Source organism: Pseudomonas sp. SD17-1 (genome assembly GCF_029201585.1).
GTDB classification, from domain to species: domain Bacteria; phylum Pseudomonadota; class Gammaproteobacteria; order Pseudomonadales; family Pseudomonadaceae; genus Aquipseudomonas; species Aquipseudomonas palmensis.
In genome coordinates, this window is the sequence record NZ_CP104044.1 from 2,064,389 (window position 1) to 2,082,105 (window position 17,717).

The following is a 17,717-nucleotide window of genomic DNA, read 5'->3' on the forward strand; positions in this document are numbered from 1 at the left end:
CCTAACTGGCCACCTTCGGCCGACACTGCAACACCAGCCGCGCCCCGCCCAATTCGCTGTCTCCTACCTCCAGCTCAAACCCATGCAGGTCGACGATCGCTGCAACGATCGAAAGCCCCAGCCCGAACCCGTTGTGCCGATGACCTTCCTCGCTGCGGTAGAACCGCTTGAGCACGGCCTCGCGCTCGTCCGCCGGAATCCCCGGCCCGCTGTCCTCCACCTCGATCAGCACGCCCTGGGCGTCTTCACGGGCTCGCATCCGCACCTGACCACCGGCCGGGGTGAACTTGATGGCATTGCCCAGCAGGTTGGCCAGGGCCTCGAACAGCAGCTCGCGGTCGCCCTTGAGCGCCGGCAACTGGTCGGGCAGCACCAGGGTCAGGCGAATTTCGCCGTCCTCGGCCAGCGGCAGGTAGAAGTCATGCAGCTCTACCAGCAGGGCACGCGGGTCCAGCTCGACGAAGCCGGCACGGCGCTGGCGGTCTTCCAGTTCGCTGATGCGCAGCAACCCGCGAAAACGCGCCATCAGGGTGTCGGTTTCGCTGATGGCCTGGTCCATCTGGTCGGCCTGGATCGAGTCGTCGCCGACCTGCTGGCGGATCCGGTACAGCTGGGCCCGCAGGCGCGTCAGCGGGGTGCGCAGGTCGTGGGCAATGTTGTCGCACACGCCTTTGACCTCATGCATCAGCCGCTCGATGCGGTCGAGCATGGCGTTGACGATGGCTGCCAGCATGTCCAGTTCGTCACGGCGCGACGACAGCGGCAGACGGTGGGTGAGGTCGCCGGCCACGATCAGCTCGGCACTGGCCTGGATCGCCCTTATGCGCTTGAGCGGGCGGCGACGCAGCAGGTACCAGCCGGCGATGCCGGGAATGATGGTCAGCGACAGCCCCCACAGCAACGCATGCAGAATGATCCGCGTGACCACGAACAGCGAACCGTTGTCGCGTACCAGCACCAGCCAGCGGCCATCGCGCACCTTGAGCGCCACGGCATCACAGCTGTCTTTTGGCATGCGCGGGTCGTCGGCGTCCAGGCAGCGGCTGAGCTCGTGGATCCTGCCATCCAGGCCCAGCTCGGGCGGGATCTGGCGGATCTGCCCGCCCAGTGGGTTGAACTGCGCGTCGAACAGCCCGTAGGCATCGAAGCTGCGTTCGTCGAAGGCCTGGCTGGCGATCAGGGCGTCGTCGAGCTGCTTGCCGCTCATGTGTGCGAACAGGTGCTGGCGCTGCAACAGGGAATGGCGGGTGAGCTTGTTCAGGTAGCCGGACACCTCGAAGTACAGCACCCCCATGAGGATGCTGCTCCAGGCCACGAACAGAAAGCTGTACAGCGCCAGCAGGCGGCTGGTGGACGAACTCCAGCCCTTAGACGGGTTCGGCAATGGCATAGCCGGAGCCCCGCACGGTGCGAATCAGCGGGGTTTGCCCGGCGGCGTCGATCTTCTTGCGCAGACGCCCGATGTGCACGTCGATCAGGTTGGTGCCGGGGTCGAAGTGGTACCCCCAGACTTCCTCGAAGATCATCATGCGGGTGATGACCTGGCCGGCGTGGCGCATCAGGAATTCCAGCAGCTTGTACTCGGTGGGCAGCAGGTTGAGGGTCTGCTCGCCGCGCCGGGCCTCGTGGCTTATCAGGTCCAGCTCCAGGTCGGCGACCTGCAGGCGGGTCTGGGCCATCGGCACGCTGTTGCGGCGCAGCAGCACTTCCACGCGCGCCGCCATCTCGTCGGAGGCAAACGGCTTGGTCAGGTAGTCGTCACCACCGGCGCGCAGGCCGCGCACGCGTTCGTCGACATCGGAGAGGGCGCTGATCATCAGGATCGGCGTGGCGATCTTGAGGTTGCGCAGGGTGGTGACGATGGTCAGGCCGTCGACTTCGGGCAGCATGCGGTCGAGGGTGATCAGGTCGTAGCCGCCGGCGATTGCCTTGGCCAGGCCTTCACGACCGTTGTCGGCCCAGTCGACCTCAAGGCCGTGGCTGGAGAGTTCGGCGACGATTTCCTGGCCGGTGACGGCATCGTCTTCGATAGTCAGTACGCGGGGCATGCTCTTACCTGGGCGGCGTGTGGAGACTCGATTGTGCCAAAGAATAGGCGGTGCCCGGGTTAAAGAAAAATTCATCTTGAAAAAGGGCTGCTGCGCAGCCAGTCACGGGTCGAGCCCGCTCCCACAAGGTTGCGATGAACCTGTGGGAGCGGGCTTGACCCGCGATGCATTCAGGCGACCTTGACGATCCAGCCCGCCGGCGCTTCGACGTCACCGCTCTGGATACCGGTCAGCTCGGCGTAGAGCTTCTGGGTTACCGGACCGACTTCGGTCTCGCTGTGGAACACGTGCAGCTTGCCGTTGTACTGGATGCCGCCGATCGGGGTGATCACCGCAGCGGTGCCGCAGGCACCGGCTTCGATGAAGCGGTCCAGCTGGTTGATCAGCACGTCGCCCTCGATCACCTTCAGGCCCAGGCGCGATTCGGCCAGTTGCATCAGCGACAGGCGGGTGATGCCCGGCAGCACCGACGCGGATTTCGGGGTCACGAACTCGTTGTTGGCGGTGATGCCGAAGAAGTTGGCCGAACCCACTTCCTCGATCTTGCTGTGGGTCAGCGGGTCGAGGTAGATGCAGTCGGCAAAGCCGGCCTTCTTGGCCTCATAGCCTGGTTGCAGGCTGGCTGCGTAGTTGCCACCGACCTTGGCGGCGCCGGTGCCCTGGGGCGCGGCACGGTCGAAATCGGAGATCAGGAACTTGTGCGGGGTCATGCCGCCCTTGAAGTACGAGCCAACCGGGATGGCGAAGATCGAGAAGATGAACTCCGGCGCGGTGCGTACGCCGATGTTGTCACCCACGCCGATCACGAACGGACGCAGGTACAGGGCACCCTTGCCGTGCGGCGGTACGAAGCGTTCGTTGGCCTGGACCACCTGCTTGCAGGCCTCGATGAACTGTTCGGTCGGCACCCGCGGCATCAGCAGGCGATCGCAGCTGCGCTGCATGCGCAGGGCGTTCTGGTCGGGGCGGAACAGGTTGATCGAGCCATCCTTGCAGCGGTAGGCCTTCATGCCTTCGAAGCATTGCTGGCCGTAGTGCAGCGCGGTGGAGCCTTCGCTGATGTGCAGTACGTTGTCTTCGGTCAGGGTGCCCTTGTCCCACTCGCCATCACGGAAGTAGGAAAGGTAGCGCTTGTCGGTCTTGATGTAGTCAAAGCCCAGCTTGTCCCAGTTAATGCTCTCGTTACTCATGGCACCCTCGATCGGTTGGCAAATGCCTGTATGGTCAGGCCACGCATATTGCGCAAGCAGCCACGATAATACATCCCGTGCAGATCGGAAACGGGCAGATGCCGATTGCGCCGGTGCCCGGCCGCCAGCGCTTCAGATCCGGCGTGACGAGCGTGAGTGGTTGCGCCGCCAGGGGCTTGACCGACGCAGGGCTCGTGGAGCATTGTGCGTGACATGAATATCGACCTGTTGACCTCGACCCGCACCACCACGACCGCCATCGGCGGGCGATGGGTGGCTGTGTAAAGCGAACGCAGCAGGTCACCCAAGGCCCCGCCAGCAATGGACGGGGCCTTTTGGTTGGCGCGTCCGGCTGGCATCTTAAGGAGAGACACCATGCCCGTACGGCGCGCGTTACTGATTCTGGATATGCAGGTCGGCCTGTTCCATGGCCCCGAACAGCCCTGGCAGGGCGAGCGGATACTGGCCAACATCAACCGCCTGATCGGCACCGCACGGGCGGCCCGGGCGCCGATATTCGTCGCGCGCCACACCGGCCCGCAGGGTTCGCCGATCGAGGCCGGCAGCACACCCTGGCAACTGCTCCCGGCGCTGGAGGTAGACGAGCAATACGACCGCGTGTTCGACAAGTTCCGGCCCAGTGCCTTCTGGAACACGCCGCTGCGTGAGTGGCTGCAGCAGGCGGGCGTTGAAGAGCTGGTGGTGGTCGGCATGAAAACCCAGTACTGCGTCGATACCAATTGCCGCGTTGCTGCCGAGCTGGGCGTGCGCCCGGTACTGGTCAGCGACGCGCACACCTGCATGGATACCCCCGGCCTAGGCGCCGAGGCCATCGTCGCCCATCACAACCTCACCCTGGGCAGTGGCTTTGCCACCTTGTGCGTCACCGAAGCCGTTCAGTTCTGATTGCGGCATGCACAGCTGCCCCTGCAACTGCAGGTGTTGCAGGAACACCAGGTCATGGGACGCCACCAGCAGGGTCCCCTGATACTGGCAGAGCATCTGTTCCAGGGCCTGCAACGATGGCAGGTCGAGGTGGTTGCTGGGTTCGTCGAGCAACAGCAATTGCGCTGGCTGGTCGCTGTAGAGTACCGCGGCCAGCGCTGCCTTGAGCCGTTCGCCGCCACTGAGCAGGCCGCTGGGCAGGGTGATGCGGTCTGCATCCAGGCCCAGTTGCGCCAATCGGGTGCGCACGCTGCTCTGGTCGAGTTGACGGCACGCCTCGCGCACATGCTCCAGCACGCATACGCTCGGGTCGAGCAGGCTGCACTGCTGGTCCAGGTACGCCACGCTGGCGCGGGTCTCGCATTCACCCTTTCTGGGCGGCAGTTGCCCGGCCAGCACCTTGAGCAACGTGGATTTGCCGCTGCCGTTGGCGCCGGTGAGGGCAAGGCGCTGGCCGACGTACAGCACCAGGTCGAGCGCGTGCGGATGCTCGATGTGGGGTAGCTCAAGGTCACGCAGCCAGGCGATCTGGCTGCCTGGCGGCAACTGACGTGCCGGCGCGTGCAGTACCACCGGCTGCTGCGGGTCCAGGCGTTGAGCGGCTTCACGCACCTGGGTGTCCATGGCCTGGCGCGTGGCCAGGTGGTTGCGCTGCTGCCTGCCTGCGGTGGCCTCGCTGCGTTGCTGTTGACGGTCTAGCAGGATCTTCGCCTGGTTGCTGTGCCTGGCCTCGTGGCCGGCTCTGGCCTGGTGGCGTTCGAGGCGCTCGTGTTGACGCTGCAGGTCGCGGGCCTGGCGCTGGCGTTCGAGCTTCAGACGTTCGAGATTGCGCTCGGCCAGTTCGGTGTCGCGGGCCTTGCAAGCGGTGAATGCGCTGTAGTCGCCCCCGTAGCTGTGCAGGCCCGAGGGCGACAGCTCGACGATGCGCTGCATGCTGGCGAGCAGCGTGCGGTCGTGGCTGATGACCAGCAGCCCCTTGTTCCAGCGTTCGAGCATGATCATCAGCGCGGCGCGGCTGGGGGCGTCCAGGTGGTTGGTGGGCTCGTCGAGAATCAGGTAGTCGGCGTCGCCGAGAAACGCACCCAGCAGTGCCACGCGCATGGCCTGGCCGCCGCTCAGCGTTTCGGCGGGGCGATCCCAGCGCAGCATGCCGAGCTGCTCGCGGGCCAGGTGGCTGTGCAGTTGCTCGCGTATGTTCCAGCGTTCGCCGACAGTCTCGAAGTCGCTCGCGGCGGTACTGCCAGCCTCGATGCGTTGGAGCGCTTCTATCACCTGGCGTACCTGGGCCAGGTCGGCGACCGTGGTGCGGGAGGTGATCGGCTGTTGAGCGAGGTAGTGCACGCGCCCCTGGCGCAGGCAGCGGCCATCGCTGGGCTCGAGCTGACCGGCCATCAGGCGTGCGAGTATGGATTTGCCCACGCCGTTGCGCCCCACCAGGCCGGTGCGGCGCTGGTCGAAACGTTCGGTGAGGTTGGAAAACAGCAGCCTGCCGTCTGGCAGTGCATAGGTGACGCTGTCCAGCGTCAGGGATGACGTGTTCGTCATGCGAACCTCCAAGGATGCCTGGTGCTTCCCCCGGTGAAGGGGCTGAAGACGGGCCGTCTGAAACGACGGTGGCATCAATGGCGCATTGGACGAATACCTCGGGATGCGGGAAAAGGCCTGTAGTCTAAGGGGATAGCGGCAGTCGGTAAAGGCCCTCCAGTGCCATTACCGGTCGAGTTTTTCATAGCCTATCGCGCCCGAGACGGGTTGTGCCCGGCTGATATCGAAGGCGTGTTCGAGTAGCGGCCTGGCTTGCTCCCATTGCGCGGCGCCCGTACCGTCGCGCCCTGTTACCGAGAGTGCGATCAGCTGTGCACTGAGGTGCTTCAGATCAAGTGGCTGGGCGTCATTGGCCGTTTCCGGCAGCCTGTCTGCCACCTTGTGGCGGCTCGAGTCCTGTTTGGCATAGTTGCCGAACTGTTCGACGCCCTGCACCCCTGCCAGCCGAGAGACGTGCTCATCATGCAGGGGGAAGCGCCGTACATGGCTGTCGGAGAAGGAGTCCTGCAGCAGGTGCAGCAACGAGCCCAACGCCAGGTTCTGGATGGTGCTGGCAGCATGCTCATTGTGCGAATCGTCACAGCGCGACTCTGTCCAGCCGTGTCCTCGCAGCATTGCCTTGAGTGCGGGCATACGCGTGCAGTTCCTGCTGAAAAGGTCTTCGGGCTGCCATAGCAGCCGTCGGGTGTTGCTGTGGGTGAGCGACTGGCTGAACTGCTCGCCACCTTCGGGGCTCATCAGTTGCGGCACGCTGCGAAAGTAGCGGTTCTTGGGGATTTCTCCGGTGGAAACACGGAATGTGAATTCGGCCCACATCATGATTCTGGCGCGTGTTTGTGTCGTGGTTTCCAGAGCGCTTGAGGCCATGGCGTGAAGGTACTGCATGTCGCCGCAGTGGGTGCGATACATGAGGTCCCAGGTGGGATTGATCTGTGTTGAACGCTTGCAGGAGTCTTTGAACGACAGGTAGAAATCCACTGGTACACCCGTCTTCATGAAACCCAGCGGATCATCGTTCCAGCGTGCGCCCGCGATGAGGCTTTCGATGAAGTTCTGATCCGCTTTAAGGGCATCGGGAATCGCTGCCTGCCTGATCGATGCCAGGGTCAGGTTTTCGTGTACCGCCTCGCTGAAGACACGAGTGTAGGCACCATTGTTCACCTTGCCGTAGGGTGACAGTTGGAAAGCGCTGGCCGATGCACTGACCAGGCACAGTGTTGCGGCGGACAGGATACGGTAGGCTCGCACGCTCGAACTCCCTTTCAGTGTGCCGGCAGGCTTTTGAGCAGCGTAGACGAGTTGCGTTTAGTGCGCGCGGGCTGAACGGCCCCTTTGGTCTATCCGGCAACGAGTACTTTGAAAGGGCGGTGCAGGTCAACGCTGTTGCACCAGGAAGGCTTCACCGCGGCTTGCCATACGCCTGGGTGATGCGGTCGATCACGATCGCCAGCGCAACGATGGCCAGCCCGGCCTCGACCCCCTTGCCCACGTTCAGTGTCTGGATGCCGGCCAGCACGTCCTCACCCAGGCCGCGCGCGCCGATCATCGAGGCCACCACCACCATCGACAGCGCCATCATCACCGACTGGTTCAGGCCGGCCAGGATGCTCGGCAGCGCCAACGGCAATGCCACCCGGCGCAAGCGCTGCCAGCGGTTGGCGCCCAGCCCCTGAGCGGCCTGGGTCAGCGACGGGTCCACCTGCGACAGGCCCAGTTCGGTGAGGCGTACCAGCGGCGGCAGGGCATACACCAGGGTGGCGAAGATCGCCGGCACCTTGCCCAGCCCGAACAGCATCAGCACCGGGATCAGGTACACGAAACTGGGCAGGGTCTGCATCACGTCCAGCACCGGCATCAGCAACCGGCGTGCCAGTGGCCGGCTGGCCAGCAAGATGCCGAACGGAATGCCGATCAGGAGGCACAGGCCGGTACTCACCAGCACCAGCGCGCAGGTCTGCAGCAGCTTGTCCCACAGGCCGACCACCCCGATCAGAAACAGCAGGCCGCTCAGCAGCAGCGCCCGCCGCACACTGCGTGTGGCGTGCCAGGTCAGCAGTGCCACCAGCGCCAGCAGCAACCACCACGGCGTGGCGCGCAGCAGGTTTTCCAACCCTACCAGCAGTTGCAGCAGCCCGTCCGAGACCGCCCGAAGCTGGTCGCCGTAGGCCAGCACCAGCCAGTCGACGAAGCGATTGACGCTGTCTGCGAACGAAACGTGCAGCGCCTCGGGAAAGCCCGTACTCACAGGGCCGACTCGACCCTGGTCGCCACCTCGGCGGGCAGCCAGGCCTTCCAGATGCTCGGGTTCGCCTTCAGAAAGGCCTGCGCTGCAGCGTCCGGCGCCTGGCGCTGCTCGCTCATCGTTGCCAGGGCGCTGTTGAGGGTGGCGATCGGCAGATCGACCTTGGCGAAGAATGCCACCAGCTCCGGGTACTGCTGGCGAAACGGCGCCGATACGCCGATCGACAGCCTGGCCGGCAGCGAGCGGGTGCCTTTGGGCTCGGGGTTGCCGGGGTCGGTGAGGGTGGCCCAGGCCTGGGCGTCGAATGGCGGCTCTTCAAGGCGCACCAGCTCGTAGCGGCCCATCAGCGGGGTGGGCGACCAGTAGTAGAACAGCACCGGCTTGCCACGGCGGATGGCGGAGGTGATTTCGGCGTCCAGCGCCGCGCCCGAGCCGCTGCGAAAGTTCACGTACTGCCCGTCCAGCCCGTAGGCCTTGAGCTTCTGGCTGTTGACGGTCTCGGAGGTCCAGCCGCTGGGGCTGTTGAGAAAGCGGCCCTTGTCGGGTGACTCGGGGTCCTTGAACAGTGGGGCATGGCGCTTGAGGTCCTGGACGGAACGCAAGTCCGGGGCCAGTGCCTTGAGGCCGCGCTGTTCATCGCCCTTGATCACGTAGGCGGGCACGTACCAGCCTTCGTCGGCGCCCTTAACCGTGTCCCCGATGCTGAACACCTGGCCGGCCTGCTCGGCCCTGGTCCAGGCCGGGCTGCGGCCAGCCCACTCCTCGGCGATCACCTGGATGTCGTTGCGCGCCAGCGCCACCTCCATGCTCACGGTGCTGCCGGGCAGGGTGTCGGTGGGGTAGCCGTAGCCTTTCTCGACGATAAAGCGCAGCAGTTGCGTGGTCAGGCTGCCGCTTTCCCAGGTGATGTCGCCAAAGTGGATGGGGGCCGCAGCGGGCGCCGCCAGGCTCTGGGAGGCTAGGCCCAGTGCCAGCAGGGCGCCGCCGATCAATTGTGTCAGTCGCTTCATGTCGTCTCACTTGCCGCGCCGCTTCAAGGTCAGGCAAGTGTAGTAGACCCGCGCCAGGGGTTTAGCGCAGTACCGCCAACTTGATGCTGAAGCCCACCAGGCACATGCCGGCCAGGCGTTCGAGCAGGTTCGAGACCTTGGGGTTGGCGCGCAGGCGGGCGGCCAGGTTGTGGGTCAGCAGCACGGCCACCAGGCCATACAGGAAGGTCAGCACGGCAATGGTCACCGCCATGAAGCCGAACGTCACGAAGCCCTGATGCCGGACCGGGTCGACGAACAGCGGAAAGAACGCCATGTAGAACATGATCGCCTTGGGGTTGAGCAGGGTGATCATCATGGTCTGGCGCAGGTAGTGCTTGGACTTCATCGGCCGTACCGGCGTGCTGCCGGGTTTGGCCAGGGCCATGCGCAGGCCCAGGTAGGCCAGGTACGCTGCACCCAGCCATTGCACGGTATGGAACGCTGCCGGGTAGGTGGTGAGCAGCGCTGCCACACCGGCCACGGCCAGCCACAACAGCACCTGGTCACCCAGGATGACGCCGAAGGTGGCGCCCAGGCCGCCTTTGATGCCGCCCTTGCCGGTGGCAGTGATCAGCGCGAAATTGCCCGGCCCCGGGATCGCCAGCAGCACCAGGAAGGCAATCACGAAGGCACCGTAGTCCGTTACGCCAAGCATGGGGAAACTCCGTGTTACCTATCAGGATTCGAGTGCATACGATACGCCTGCGCTGCGCCGGTGCGAACCCCGTGTTGTGCATCTGGCCCGAACAATCGCACAGCGATGTGCGCCTGCTGCCAGCCCGGCAGGTCACACCCGGGCCCGTGCAACTTCCGGTTTCTCACGTACACGCTGGGCTTTGCCCGGCTGATCCGGCCGGGCTGCGCTGTTCTACTGGGGGCTCTTTGTACCTCTGGAGCAGGCGATGCAACTTTGTTACGCAGCCAACATGCACGGCATCTTCAACCGTGCTTTCCCTACCGAGTCGCAGCCTGTGGCTGGCGGTTGCCGGGTAGTCGTACACCGGGGCGTGCTCTATTGCGCCTACAACGCCGACGGCAACGTGGCCGAATTCGTCGCGAAAGTGAGTGGCATCGACGTATGGACGACGCCGGCGGTGCTGCCACTGATGGTGACCCCGAGCAGGTCACTGGCGCTTTTTGTGTTCAAGGACAAGGTCCATGCGTTTCGAAGCGATGACCAGGGTGAATACACCCTGGCCTCCTACAACGACACGCTCATGGGGTTCGAGCCCATGACGTTGAGTCAGCCCATGCACGGCTCGCCGTCGCTGGTGGAGTTTCAAGGGCGGTTGCATGCCTTCTATCGGCACGGCCACACGAGGCAGATCGAGTGCCTGAGCAGTGAAGACCTGGAAAACTGGGGCAATGGCCCGGTGCTCAGGGCCAGGGGGGTAGCGGTGACCACCCCCGACGACCCGATCGCCATTGTCTACCAGGGCCTGATCCACCTGTTCTACAAGGATGGCGATGGTCGGACCCTGTTGGTGAAGTACGACGGCAAGCAGGCCTGGACCGAGCCACGGGTGTTCATCGAGCAGGCCTACCCGTTCATGCCGGGTGTGACGGTTCACGCGGGGCTGCTCAAACTCGCCTTCACCCGCAGCATTGCCAATGCCGACGGTCGCGCGCTCTATCAATACGCCTATGACGGCAATGCCCTCAGCCCGGCAACGGTCAGCAGCAACCTGGCCGCTACCGAGCGGGTGGGGCTGGGCGTGCTCGATGGCGAGCTGTTTGCGCTGTTCCAGAAGGCCTGACCCGGTGGAGGTGTTCCCATGCCCGTTGACCGTGTCATTGGCCTGTACATCGACAACAACCTGGTGCCCGACATGCAGGCCGTTGCGTTCGAAGAGCAGGTCGACGTGGTGTTCATGGACGCGGTGGCGCTGCTCGCCGCCGCCAGGCCCCGGGACTGCGTGCATACCCTGGTCTACCTGAACTACATCGTTTCGGCCCGCCTGATACGCAGCAGCAACCATGAGGCACAGGCCGGCTATGGGGCATGCATGACCACCCTGTTGCGCCGCTGGTACAGCGACACCACGGTGCTGCAGCATCTTCAGGCCTCGCCAGGGCTGTATCGTCATGGCGTGATGATCGGGCTCTACCGTGTGCACCATGCCCTGGTCATGAATGGCCTAAGGAGCGTACAGGGGCCACACCTGCTGGATCCTGGCGACCCCTTGCGCATGCTCCAGCATGGGGTCATGGCCATCTTCGGCCCGTGGCATGCGCACATTCGCCTGCATGGGCGCATTCGTGATTACTACCACAGCCGATTGAACACTGCAGGGCCCTCGGCACAGATCGAAATAGGTCGCAGCGCGCGCACTGAGGTGCCGATACGGGTGGCCACCTGGAACCTGCAGGGCGCATCGGTCAGCACCGAGAGCAAATGGTTGACCGGGGTCTTGCCGCTGCTGCGCAGCAACGATGTGGTGGTTCTGCAGGAGGTCGGCGTTGCCCCGCATTCTGCGGTGTTCAGCCGCACCGAACGGGTGGCCGACCAGTTCGGCAGTCACCACGACATCCATGTCTACAGCTGGCAGGCCGGCACCCGCAGCCGGCCCGAGCGCTACCTGATCTACTTCCTCGATGTGCAGCGGTTGCGGGTGAACCTGGCGATCGTGATGCCTGACCCCGGCGAGTTCATGGTCAGCCAACTGGCCATCATCTCGGACGGGCAATTGCCGGTGGCGGGCCCGCCCCTTTACCGCCCGGCCATGGGGGTGCGTGTGAGGCGACGAGCGCTGGCGGGCAACACGCCGGAGCTGGCTATCTTCAACCTGCATGCCATTTCCGGCGGGGGCGTCAACGCCGCGCGCATGTTGAGGGAGATCAGCTGGCACACCGATACGCCGTTCGCGCTGCTGGGGGATTTCAACCGCGATCCGCGACCGACCACTCCCCCGGTGCCGACGCGTGGCAACTGGGTGTCGCCCGAAGACATCGCCCGTATCGAGCTGGCGGGCGGCAGTACCCACCCCAGCGTGGCGCCGAGCAACATGCTGGACTATGCGGTGACCAATGGCACCTCGCAGGTGCCGGCGCCGGGGAACGTCTCTGCGCCGGGGGCATCGGACCACCGCTCGGTGCATTACAACCTGACCTTCAACTGCTAGCGCCGGCAGGTGCCGCGGGATTTTCCCAGCGTCGCTAATTTATCCGCACGCCGCTTCGTCTCCTCCAGTAGCGCCCGTACGCCTCCCGCGCCACGAGCCTCATTCAACCAAGGAGACAGGCAATGACTTCCGTATTCGATCGCGACGATATCGTGTTCCAGGTTGTGGTCAACCACGAGGAACAGTACTCCATCTGGCCGGACTACAAGGCTATCCCCAACGGCTGGCGCACCGTCGGCAAGAGCGGTTTGAAGGCTGAGTGCCTGGCGTACATCGATGAGGTATGGACCGACATGCGCCCGCTGAGCCTGCGCCAGAAGATGGCCGAAACCGCTGCGGCGCAGTGAGGGGCGGCACGTGTCGTCACTGACCCTGTTGTGCCTGCCGTACTCGGGTGCCAGCGCCATGGTCTTCAGCCGCTGGCGGCGCAAGGTGCCCGCCTGGTTGAACGTGCGCCCGGTGGAGCTGCCAGGGCGGGGTGCACGCCTTGGCGAGCCGTTGTACACCGACATGCAGGCCCTGGCCCGGCAACTGGCCGCCGAACAGAGCCTTGTCGCCCACCAGCCCTACGCGGTGCTGGGGCACAGCCTGGGGGCGCTGCTGGCGTTCGAGCTGGTGCACGAGCTGCAGGCGCTGGGCTGCCCGCCACCGGTGGCGTTGTTTGCCAGCGGTACGGCGGCGCCGACCCGTCGTGAAGGCTACGACGACGAAAGCTGGCGCGAACCCAAGAGCGACCCGCAACTGATCGAAGAGTTGCGCACCCTGGGCGGTACTTCGGAGGAAGTGCTGGGCAACGAGGAACTGATGAGCCTGACCCTGCCGGTGTTGCGCGCAGACTTTCTGTTGTGCGGACGCTACGCCTATCGGCAGCGCCCGGCACTGCGTTGCCCGCTGCATGTGCTCGGGGGCGAGGAGGATCGCGCGACCCAGGAACAGTTGCTGGCCTGGCGTCAGGAGAGCCAGGGTGATTTCTCGCTGGCGCTCTTCCCCGGCGGGCACTTCTTCATCCATGAGCATGAAGAGCAGGTGCTGGGCGTGCTCAGCCAGGCCCTGGAGCCGCACCGCCTGACCGCATGAGCCTCGCGTGGTAGCATCCGACCGGGCCCGGGCAGCCATCGCGCTGCCCGGGTTTCTGTCCGCAAGCCGCCTGGCGGTGACACCCATCGCCCCGGCGCCCGCCATGGAGCGCACGCAATGCTGATCGACCCTACCCAGGCCACGCTGCTGGTCATCGACGTTCAGGAAAAACTCATCGGCGCGGTCAGCGACCCTGCCGGCACGCTGGCCCGCACCCGCTGGTTGCTGGCGGCGACGGCCGAACTGGGGTTGCCCACGGTGATTTCCGAACAATATCCCAAGGGCCTCGGGCACACCGTCGGGGCACTGCTCGAGGCGGCGCCCGCTGCCGAGGTGGTGGAAAAGGTGCACTTTTCCTGCGTGGCTGCCGACTGCCTGCCCGCCAGCCTGCTGGCCCGCCACCAGGTGATTGTGTGCGGCATGGAAACCCACGTGTGCGTGCTGCAGACAGTGCTCGGCCTGCTGGCGCTGGGCAGGCAGGTGTTCGTGGTGGAGGACGCCTGCGACAGCCGCAGCCTGCTCAGCAAGAGCGCCGGCCTGCAGCGCATGCGTGATGCCGGCGCGCAGATCGTGACTCGCGAGATGGTGCTGTTCGAGCTGCTGGGCAGCGCCGGCCACGAGAAATTTCGCCACATCAGCAAGACCTTCCTGGTCGGCGAGCAACCTTGAGGGTGGGCGGATCATGTTGTTCGTGGTGATGCTGGGGGGCAAACACCCCCGGGCCCGCATCGAAGTGCACGATGTGGTGTTCGTGGTGGCCCCGACCCTCGAAGCGGCCTACCCGCAATTGCGCGAGCAATGGTTCGGCAGCGCCAGGGGCGTGCACGTCGATTCCTGGCTGGAGGTCGACGGGGTCGACGGCTACAAGCTGCACTGGTCGGACATGCAGCCGGCTGCCGGCGAGCCACGCCTGTATTTCATCAACCTGGGCGGCTACGAGCCCGGTGCGTTCGGCGAGGCGCACCAGTACCTGTTGGTGGTGGCCACCAGCAAGGCCCAGGCCAAGGCCATCGGCAAGCAACGCATGGCACGTCACTGGAGCCAGGCGCACACCGATGCAGTGATGGACGTGGATGACTGCATCGCCATCGACCAGCTCGGTGGCCGATACGTGCGCCTGATTGCAGGCGAGCATGCCCCGCTGGTGCAGCGCAGCGACTACATCGTGCTGGGCTGATGGGCGAGCTTGATGGCTATTTGCCGTTAGCCTGGATTACAGTACGCGCTTCATTTTCTGCCCTTACAGGATGTTCCGATGCGTTCACGTGCACTGTCTGGCTTCTGCTGCGCACTCACCCTCAGCGCTCTGCCGAATCTGGCCCTGGCCCAGGCCACGGTGGCCCAGGTGTTCAATGGCGAGATGCTGGGCACCAACCTGCGTTTCTTCGAGTCGGTAGCCGGTGTTGCGCGTACCTCGTTCGGCGACACCCATACTTACAAGGTGCAAGGCTGCGAAATCACCGCCACGGCCGGCGGCGGCACGGTCAGCGAGCTGCGCATGGAGCTCTCGTCCACCTGCAAGGCAGACCTGAGCACGTTCATCGGCGACTTTGCGCCGCCGGCCGCGCAGCCCCTGACGTTCGGTGCAATGGCCGGGTCTTCGGGAGGCGGGCTGGAGTTCTACGCCAGTTGCCTGAGCATGTGCGGCAATGCCGCCGACCCGTCGGTGTACGCGCTCTGGCAAGGACCGCGGGCAGTGGGGTTTACCGAAGTGCTGCTGGAGGTGGTGCTGGTGGATGATGAGGCCAGCGCGGCGGCCGGTCACTGGAGCGAGGCCATGCAGAAGGCCAAGGGTGACGACTTTGTGGTGGACACCCGCTTCAACTGCGAGCGCACCTTCGATGAAGTGGCGCAGGCCAGCTTCGACAAGGTCAAGGTCAATGCGGTCACCATCGGCACCGAGTTGACCAAGCCGGGCTGCTGACGGTTTGCACGGGCCGGCCCCGGCTGTGTACTGTGGGGCCCTCGACCGATAGCCGGGGGCTGTATGCCTTTACGCGGATGGATGGTGCTGGCCACGCTGGCGCTGCTGTTGCAGGGGTGCGCCGGCCAGCGTGGGGCGCAACAGACCACGCCGGCCCAGGTGCGCGCCACGGTGGTTGCACTGATGCCAGCCGCCACTGGTGACCGTGAAGGGTGGGCGGCGGACATTCAGACGGCGTTTGCCGCACAGAAGCTCGACCCCAGCCGCAGCAACCTGTGCGCGGTGCTGGCGGTGACCGAGCAGGAGTCGACCTACCAGGCCGACCCGCAGGTGCCCGGCCTGGGGCGCATTGCCCGCGCCGAGATCGACCGGCGTGCGGCGCGTCTGCATGTTCCGCAGCGGCTGGTGGAGGCCGCGCTGCAAACCCACTCGCCCGATGGCAGAACCTACAGCCAGCGACTGGCGGCGGTGCGCAGCGAGAAGCAACTGAGTGCACTGTTCGACGACCTGATCGGTTCGCTGCCGCTTGGGCGTACCTTGCTCGGCGACCTGAACCCGGTGCGCACCGGGGGGCCGATGCAGGTCAGCATCGCGTTCGCCGAACGCCACGCCCAGGACTACCCCTATGCCTACAGCGGCACCCTGCGCCAGGAAGTGTTCACTCGGCGCGGCGGGCTGTACTTCGGCATCGCCCATCTGCTGGGTTACCCAGCCAGCTACGAGCAGCCGCTGTATCGGTTTGCCGACTTCAATGCAGGCTGGTACGCAAGCCGCAACGCGGCGTTCCAGCATGCGGTCAGCCAGGCGTCGGGCGTGGAACTGGCGCTGGACGGCGACCTGATCGCGCCAGGGGCGATTTTTCCGGGGGCCACCGAACAGGCGGTACGGCGCCTGGGTGACAGGCTCGGCCTGCGCAACCCGACCATTCGCAGTCAGCTGGAGGAGGGGGACAGCCTGGCATTCGAGCGCACGCGGCTGTATCAGCGGGTGTATGCACTGGCCGAGGCGGCTGCGGGCAAGCCGTTGCCGCGGGCGCAGTTGCCAGGCATCGAACTCAAGAGCCCCAAGATCACCCGAAAGCTGACCACGGCATGGTTTGCCAAACGGGTGGATGAGCGCTATCGGCGCTGCATGCAGCGCTGATAGCACGGGGCAGGTTCAGGCGCTGGCCAGGGTCGCGCTGGCGCGGGCGTTGCTGGCGCGCTGGCCCAGGCTCTGGTACAGCGACTGGCCGATCTCGGCTGCGCGCACCGGCAGTACCGACAGCAGGGTATCGCTCAGGCCGTGTGACGCTTCGCAGAAGCCCTGCAGGTAGACCGCCGCGTTGAGCTCCGGGCTGGCCAGCACGCGATAGTCGCGGTCCACTTCGAAGTCCTTGAGGTGCTGTTGCAGCGGCGCCAGCAGCTCGCGATGGGAGCGGCGCTCATAGCCGGTGGCAAGAATCACCGCGTCGTACACGTGGGTCTGCTGGATGCCGGTGGCCAGGTCGCGCAGGGTCAGCTCGATGCCCTTGTCGGTGCTGACGGCGGCCTCGATGTTGCGTCGGCACAGAACGGCGTGACGGTACTGATGGGCGACTTTCTGACGGTAGAGCATGCCGTAGATGCGTTCGATCAGGTCGATGTCCACTACCGAGTAGTTGGTGTTGTGGTACTCGGAGATCAGCTTGGCACGCTCGGCCTGGGGCTGGTTGAACACCAGGTCGGTGTAGTCGGGGGTGAAGACCTCGTTGACGAACGGGCTGTCATCGGCCGGCTTGAGTGCCGAGCCGCGCAGGATCATGTCGGCCTTGACCGACGGGTAGCTGTCGTTCAGGTCGATCAGGGCCTCGGCGGCGCTTTGCCCCGAGCCGATGATCGCGATGCGCATGGGCTTGCCCTGGGTGCACGGCAGTTGTTCCAGGCTGTTCAGGTACTGGGAGTGGTGGAACACGCGCGGATCGTCCTTGAAGGGCGCGAATACCGGCGGGATCTTCGGCGTGCCGCCGCTGCCCACCACCACCGAGCGTGCCCGGCGCAGGCGTTCATGGCCCTGGGCGCTGCGGGAGATCACGCGCAGGTGGTCGATACGCCCGTCCAGCAGTTCAGGTTCCACGCGCAGGATCTCCTCGCCATACACCGCCTGGGTGGCGAAGTGCTCGGCGGCCCAGCGCAGGTAGTCGTTGTACTCCAGGCGGCAGGGGTAGAAGGTGCCAAGGTTGATGAAGTCGGCCAGGCGCTTCTTCTGGTGCAGGTAGTTGACGAAGCTGTAGGGGCTGGTGGGGTTGCGCAGGGACACCAGGTCCTTGAGGAAGGAAATCTGCAGTTCACTCTGGGTGGCCAGGGTGTTGCCGTGCCAGCGGTAGTCGCTCTGCTTGTCGATGAACAGCGCATCGAGGGCATGGCCGTTGGTCTGGGCGAGTTCTTCCAGGGCGATGGCCAGGGCCAGGTTGGAGGGGCCGAAGCCGACGCCGATCAGGTCGTGGATTGTTTCGGATGATGCAGTCTGGCTCATGGGTGCGATTCCTTGGAGGGTCGAGTGGGGGGCGTGTGTGGCGCGCGCCCCGAATCCTGCGCAAATACACCGATAGAACGAGCTGTCAGAGCCAGAATTT

The 17,717-nt window shown here is 65.1% G+C and carries 18 protein-coding genes; 9 read left to right on the forward strand and 9 right to left on the reverse strand.

The features are described from left to right. Position 1: 1 nt before the first annotated feature. From N0B28_RS09240 to N0B28_RS09250, 3 genes are all read right to left on the reverse strand, one after another. A complete protein-coding gene (locus N0B28_RS09240) occupies positions 2–1,390 on the reverse strand; it encodes a HAMP domain-containing sensor histidine kinase (RefSeq protein ID WP_054915700.1) in 1,389 nt (462 codons plus the stop codon). Continuing rightward, positions 1,368–2,048: a response regulator transcription factor gene (locus tag N0B28_RS09245; RefSeq protein ID WP_043863057.1), complete on the reverse strand. Its 681-nt coding sequence runs from the start codon at positions 2,046–2,048 to the stop codon at positions 1,368–1,370. The genes N0B28_RS09240 and N0B28_RS09245 overlap by 23 nt, the downstream gene beginning before the upstream one ends. A gap of 170 nt (positions 2,049–2,218) precedes the next feature. After that, positions 2,219–3,238 (reverse strand): branched-chain amino acid aminotransferase, encoded by a 1,020-nt coding sequence (locus tag N0B28_RS09250; protein ID WP_043863056.1) that lies wholly within the window; start codon positions 3,236–3,238, stop codon positions 2,219–2,221. Positions 3,239–3,613: 375 nt separating this feature from the next. Between N0B28_RS09250 and N0B28_RS09255 the strand changes: the two genes are divergently transcribed. Then, positions 3,614–4,144: a cysteine hydrolase family protein gene (locus N0B28_RS09255; protein WP_043863055.1), complete on the forward strand. Its 531-nt coding sequence runs from the start codon at positions 3,614–3,616 to the stop codon at positions 4,142–4,144. On the opposite strand, the gene N0B28_RS09260 is transcribed toward N0B28_RS09255, so the two are convergent. The 5 genes from N0B28_RS09260 to N0B28_RS09280 form a co-directional block, all read right to left on the reverse strand. Next, on the reverse strand, positions 4,055–5,728 hold the full coding sequence (locus tag N0B28_RS09260; RefSeq protein WP_275731556.1) for an ABC-F family ATP-binding cassette domain-containing protein: 1,674 nt from the start codon (positions 5,726–5,728) through the stop codon (positions 4,055–4,057). The two genes, N0B28_RS09255 and N0B28_RS09260, sit on opposite strands and share 90 nt — an antisense overlap. A gap of 165 nt (positions 5,729–5,893) precedes the next feature. Beyond that, positions 5,894–6,976: a hypothetical protein gene (locus N0B28_RS09265; protein ID WP_104572286.1), complete on the reverse strand. Its 1,083-nt coding sequence runs from the start codon at positions 6,974–6,976 to the stop codon at positions 5,894–5,896. 151 nt (positions 6,977–7,127) lie between these two features. Continuing rightward, positions 7,128–7,973: a proline/glycine betaine ABC transporter permease gene (locus N0B28_RS09270; protein ID WP_043863053.1), complete on the reverse strand. Its 846-nt coding sequence runs from the start codon at positions 7,971–7,973 to the stop codon at positions 7,128–7,130. After that, positions 7,970–8,980 carry an ABC transporter substrate-binding protein gene (locus N0B28_RS09275; protein ID WP_275731557.1) on the reverse strand — a complete coding sequence of 337 codons (1,011 nt, stop codon included), beginning with the start codon at positions 8,978–8,980 and terminating at the stop codon, positions 7,970–7,972. Before N0B28_RS09275 ends, N0B28_RS09270 begins: the two co-directional genes overlap by 4 nt. A 61-nt stretch (positions 8,981–9,041) precedes the next feature. After that, the gene (locus N0B28_RS09280; protein WP_043863051.1) at positions 9,042–9,656 is read right to left on the reverse strand and encodes a LysE family transporter; all 615 of its coding nucleotides are present in this window, start codon (positions 9,654–9,656) and stop codon (positions 9,042–9,044) included. A 247-nt stretch (positions 9,657–9,903) separates the two neighbouring features. On the opposite strand from N0B28_RS09280, the gene N0B28_RS09285 reads away from it, so the two are divergent. The 8 genes from N0B28_RS09285 to N0B28_RS09320 all read left to right on the forward strand — a co-directional run bounded on the left by N0B28_RS09285 (position 9,904) and on the right by N0B28_RS09320 (position 16,267). Beyond that, positions 9,904–10,758, forward strand: coding sequence for a hypothetical protein (locus tag N0B28_RS09285; RefSeq protein ID WP_078480494.1), 855 nt, complete (start codon positions 9,904–9,906; stop codon positions 10,756–10,758). 18 nt (positions 10,759–10,776) lie between these two features. Beyond that, positions 10,777–12,123, forward strand: a complete 1,347-nt coding sequence (locus tag N0B28_RS09290) for an endonuclease/exonuclease/phosphatase family protein (RefSeq protein WP_275731559.1) — start codon at positions 10,777–10,779, stop codon at positions 12,121–12,123. A 122-nt stretch (positions 12,124–12,245) separates the two neighbouring features. Next, complete coding sequence (locus N0B28_RS09295) at positions 12,246–12,470, forward strand: MbtH family protein (RefSeq protein ID WP_043863048.1); 225 nt, start codon at positions 12,246–12,248, stop codon at positions 12,468–12,470. 10 nt (positions 12,471–12,480) lie between these two features. Beyond that, positions 12,481–13,200, forward strand: coding sequence for an alpha/beta fold hydrolase (locus N0B28_RS09300; protein ID WP_043863047.1), 720 nt, complete (start codon positions 12,481–12,483; stop codon positions 13,198–13,200). A 117-nt stretch (positions 13,201–13,317) separates the two neighbouring features. Then, positions 13,318–13,869 (forward strand): hydrolase, encoded by a 552-nt coding sequence (locus N0B28_RS09305; RefSeq protein ID WP_043863046.1) that lies wholly within the window; start codon positions 13,318–13,320, stop codon positions 13,867–13,869. Between the two features lie 13 nt (positions 13,870–13,882). Then, positions 13,883–14,377, forward strand: coding sequence for a DUF1543 domain-containing protein (locus N0B28_RS09310; RefSeq protein ID WP_054915705.1), 495 nt, complete (start codon positions 13,883–13,885; stop codon positions 14,375–14,377). A 78-nt stretch (positions 14,378–14,455) separates the two neighbouring features. Then, a complete protein-coding gene (locus N0B28_RS09315; protein ID WP_054915706.1) occupies positions 14,456–15,124 on the forward strand; it encodes a hypothetical protein in 669 nt (222 codons plus the stop codon). 63 nt (positions 15,125–15,187) lie between these two features. Continuing rightward, positions 15,188–16,267 (forward strand): DUF1615 domain-containing protein, encoded by a 1,080-nt coding sequence (locus N0B28_RS09320; protein ID WP_043863043.1) that lies wholly within the window; start codon positions 15,188–15,190, stop codon positions 16,265–16,267. A gap of 15 nt (positions 16,268–16,282) precedes the next feature. Here N0B28_RS09320 and N0B28_RS09325 read toward each other — a convergent pair whose 3' ends face one another. Continuing rightward, positions 16,283–17,617 (reverse strand): SidA/IucD/PvdA family monooxygenase, encoded by a 1,335-nt coding sequence (locus tag N0B28_RS09325; RefSeq protein WP_043863042.1) that lies wholly within the window; start codon positions 17,615–17,617, stop codon positions 16,283–16,285. Between the last annotated feature and the right edge of the window lie 100 nt (positions 17,618–17,717).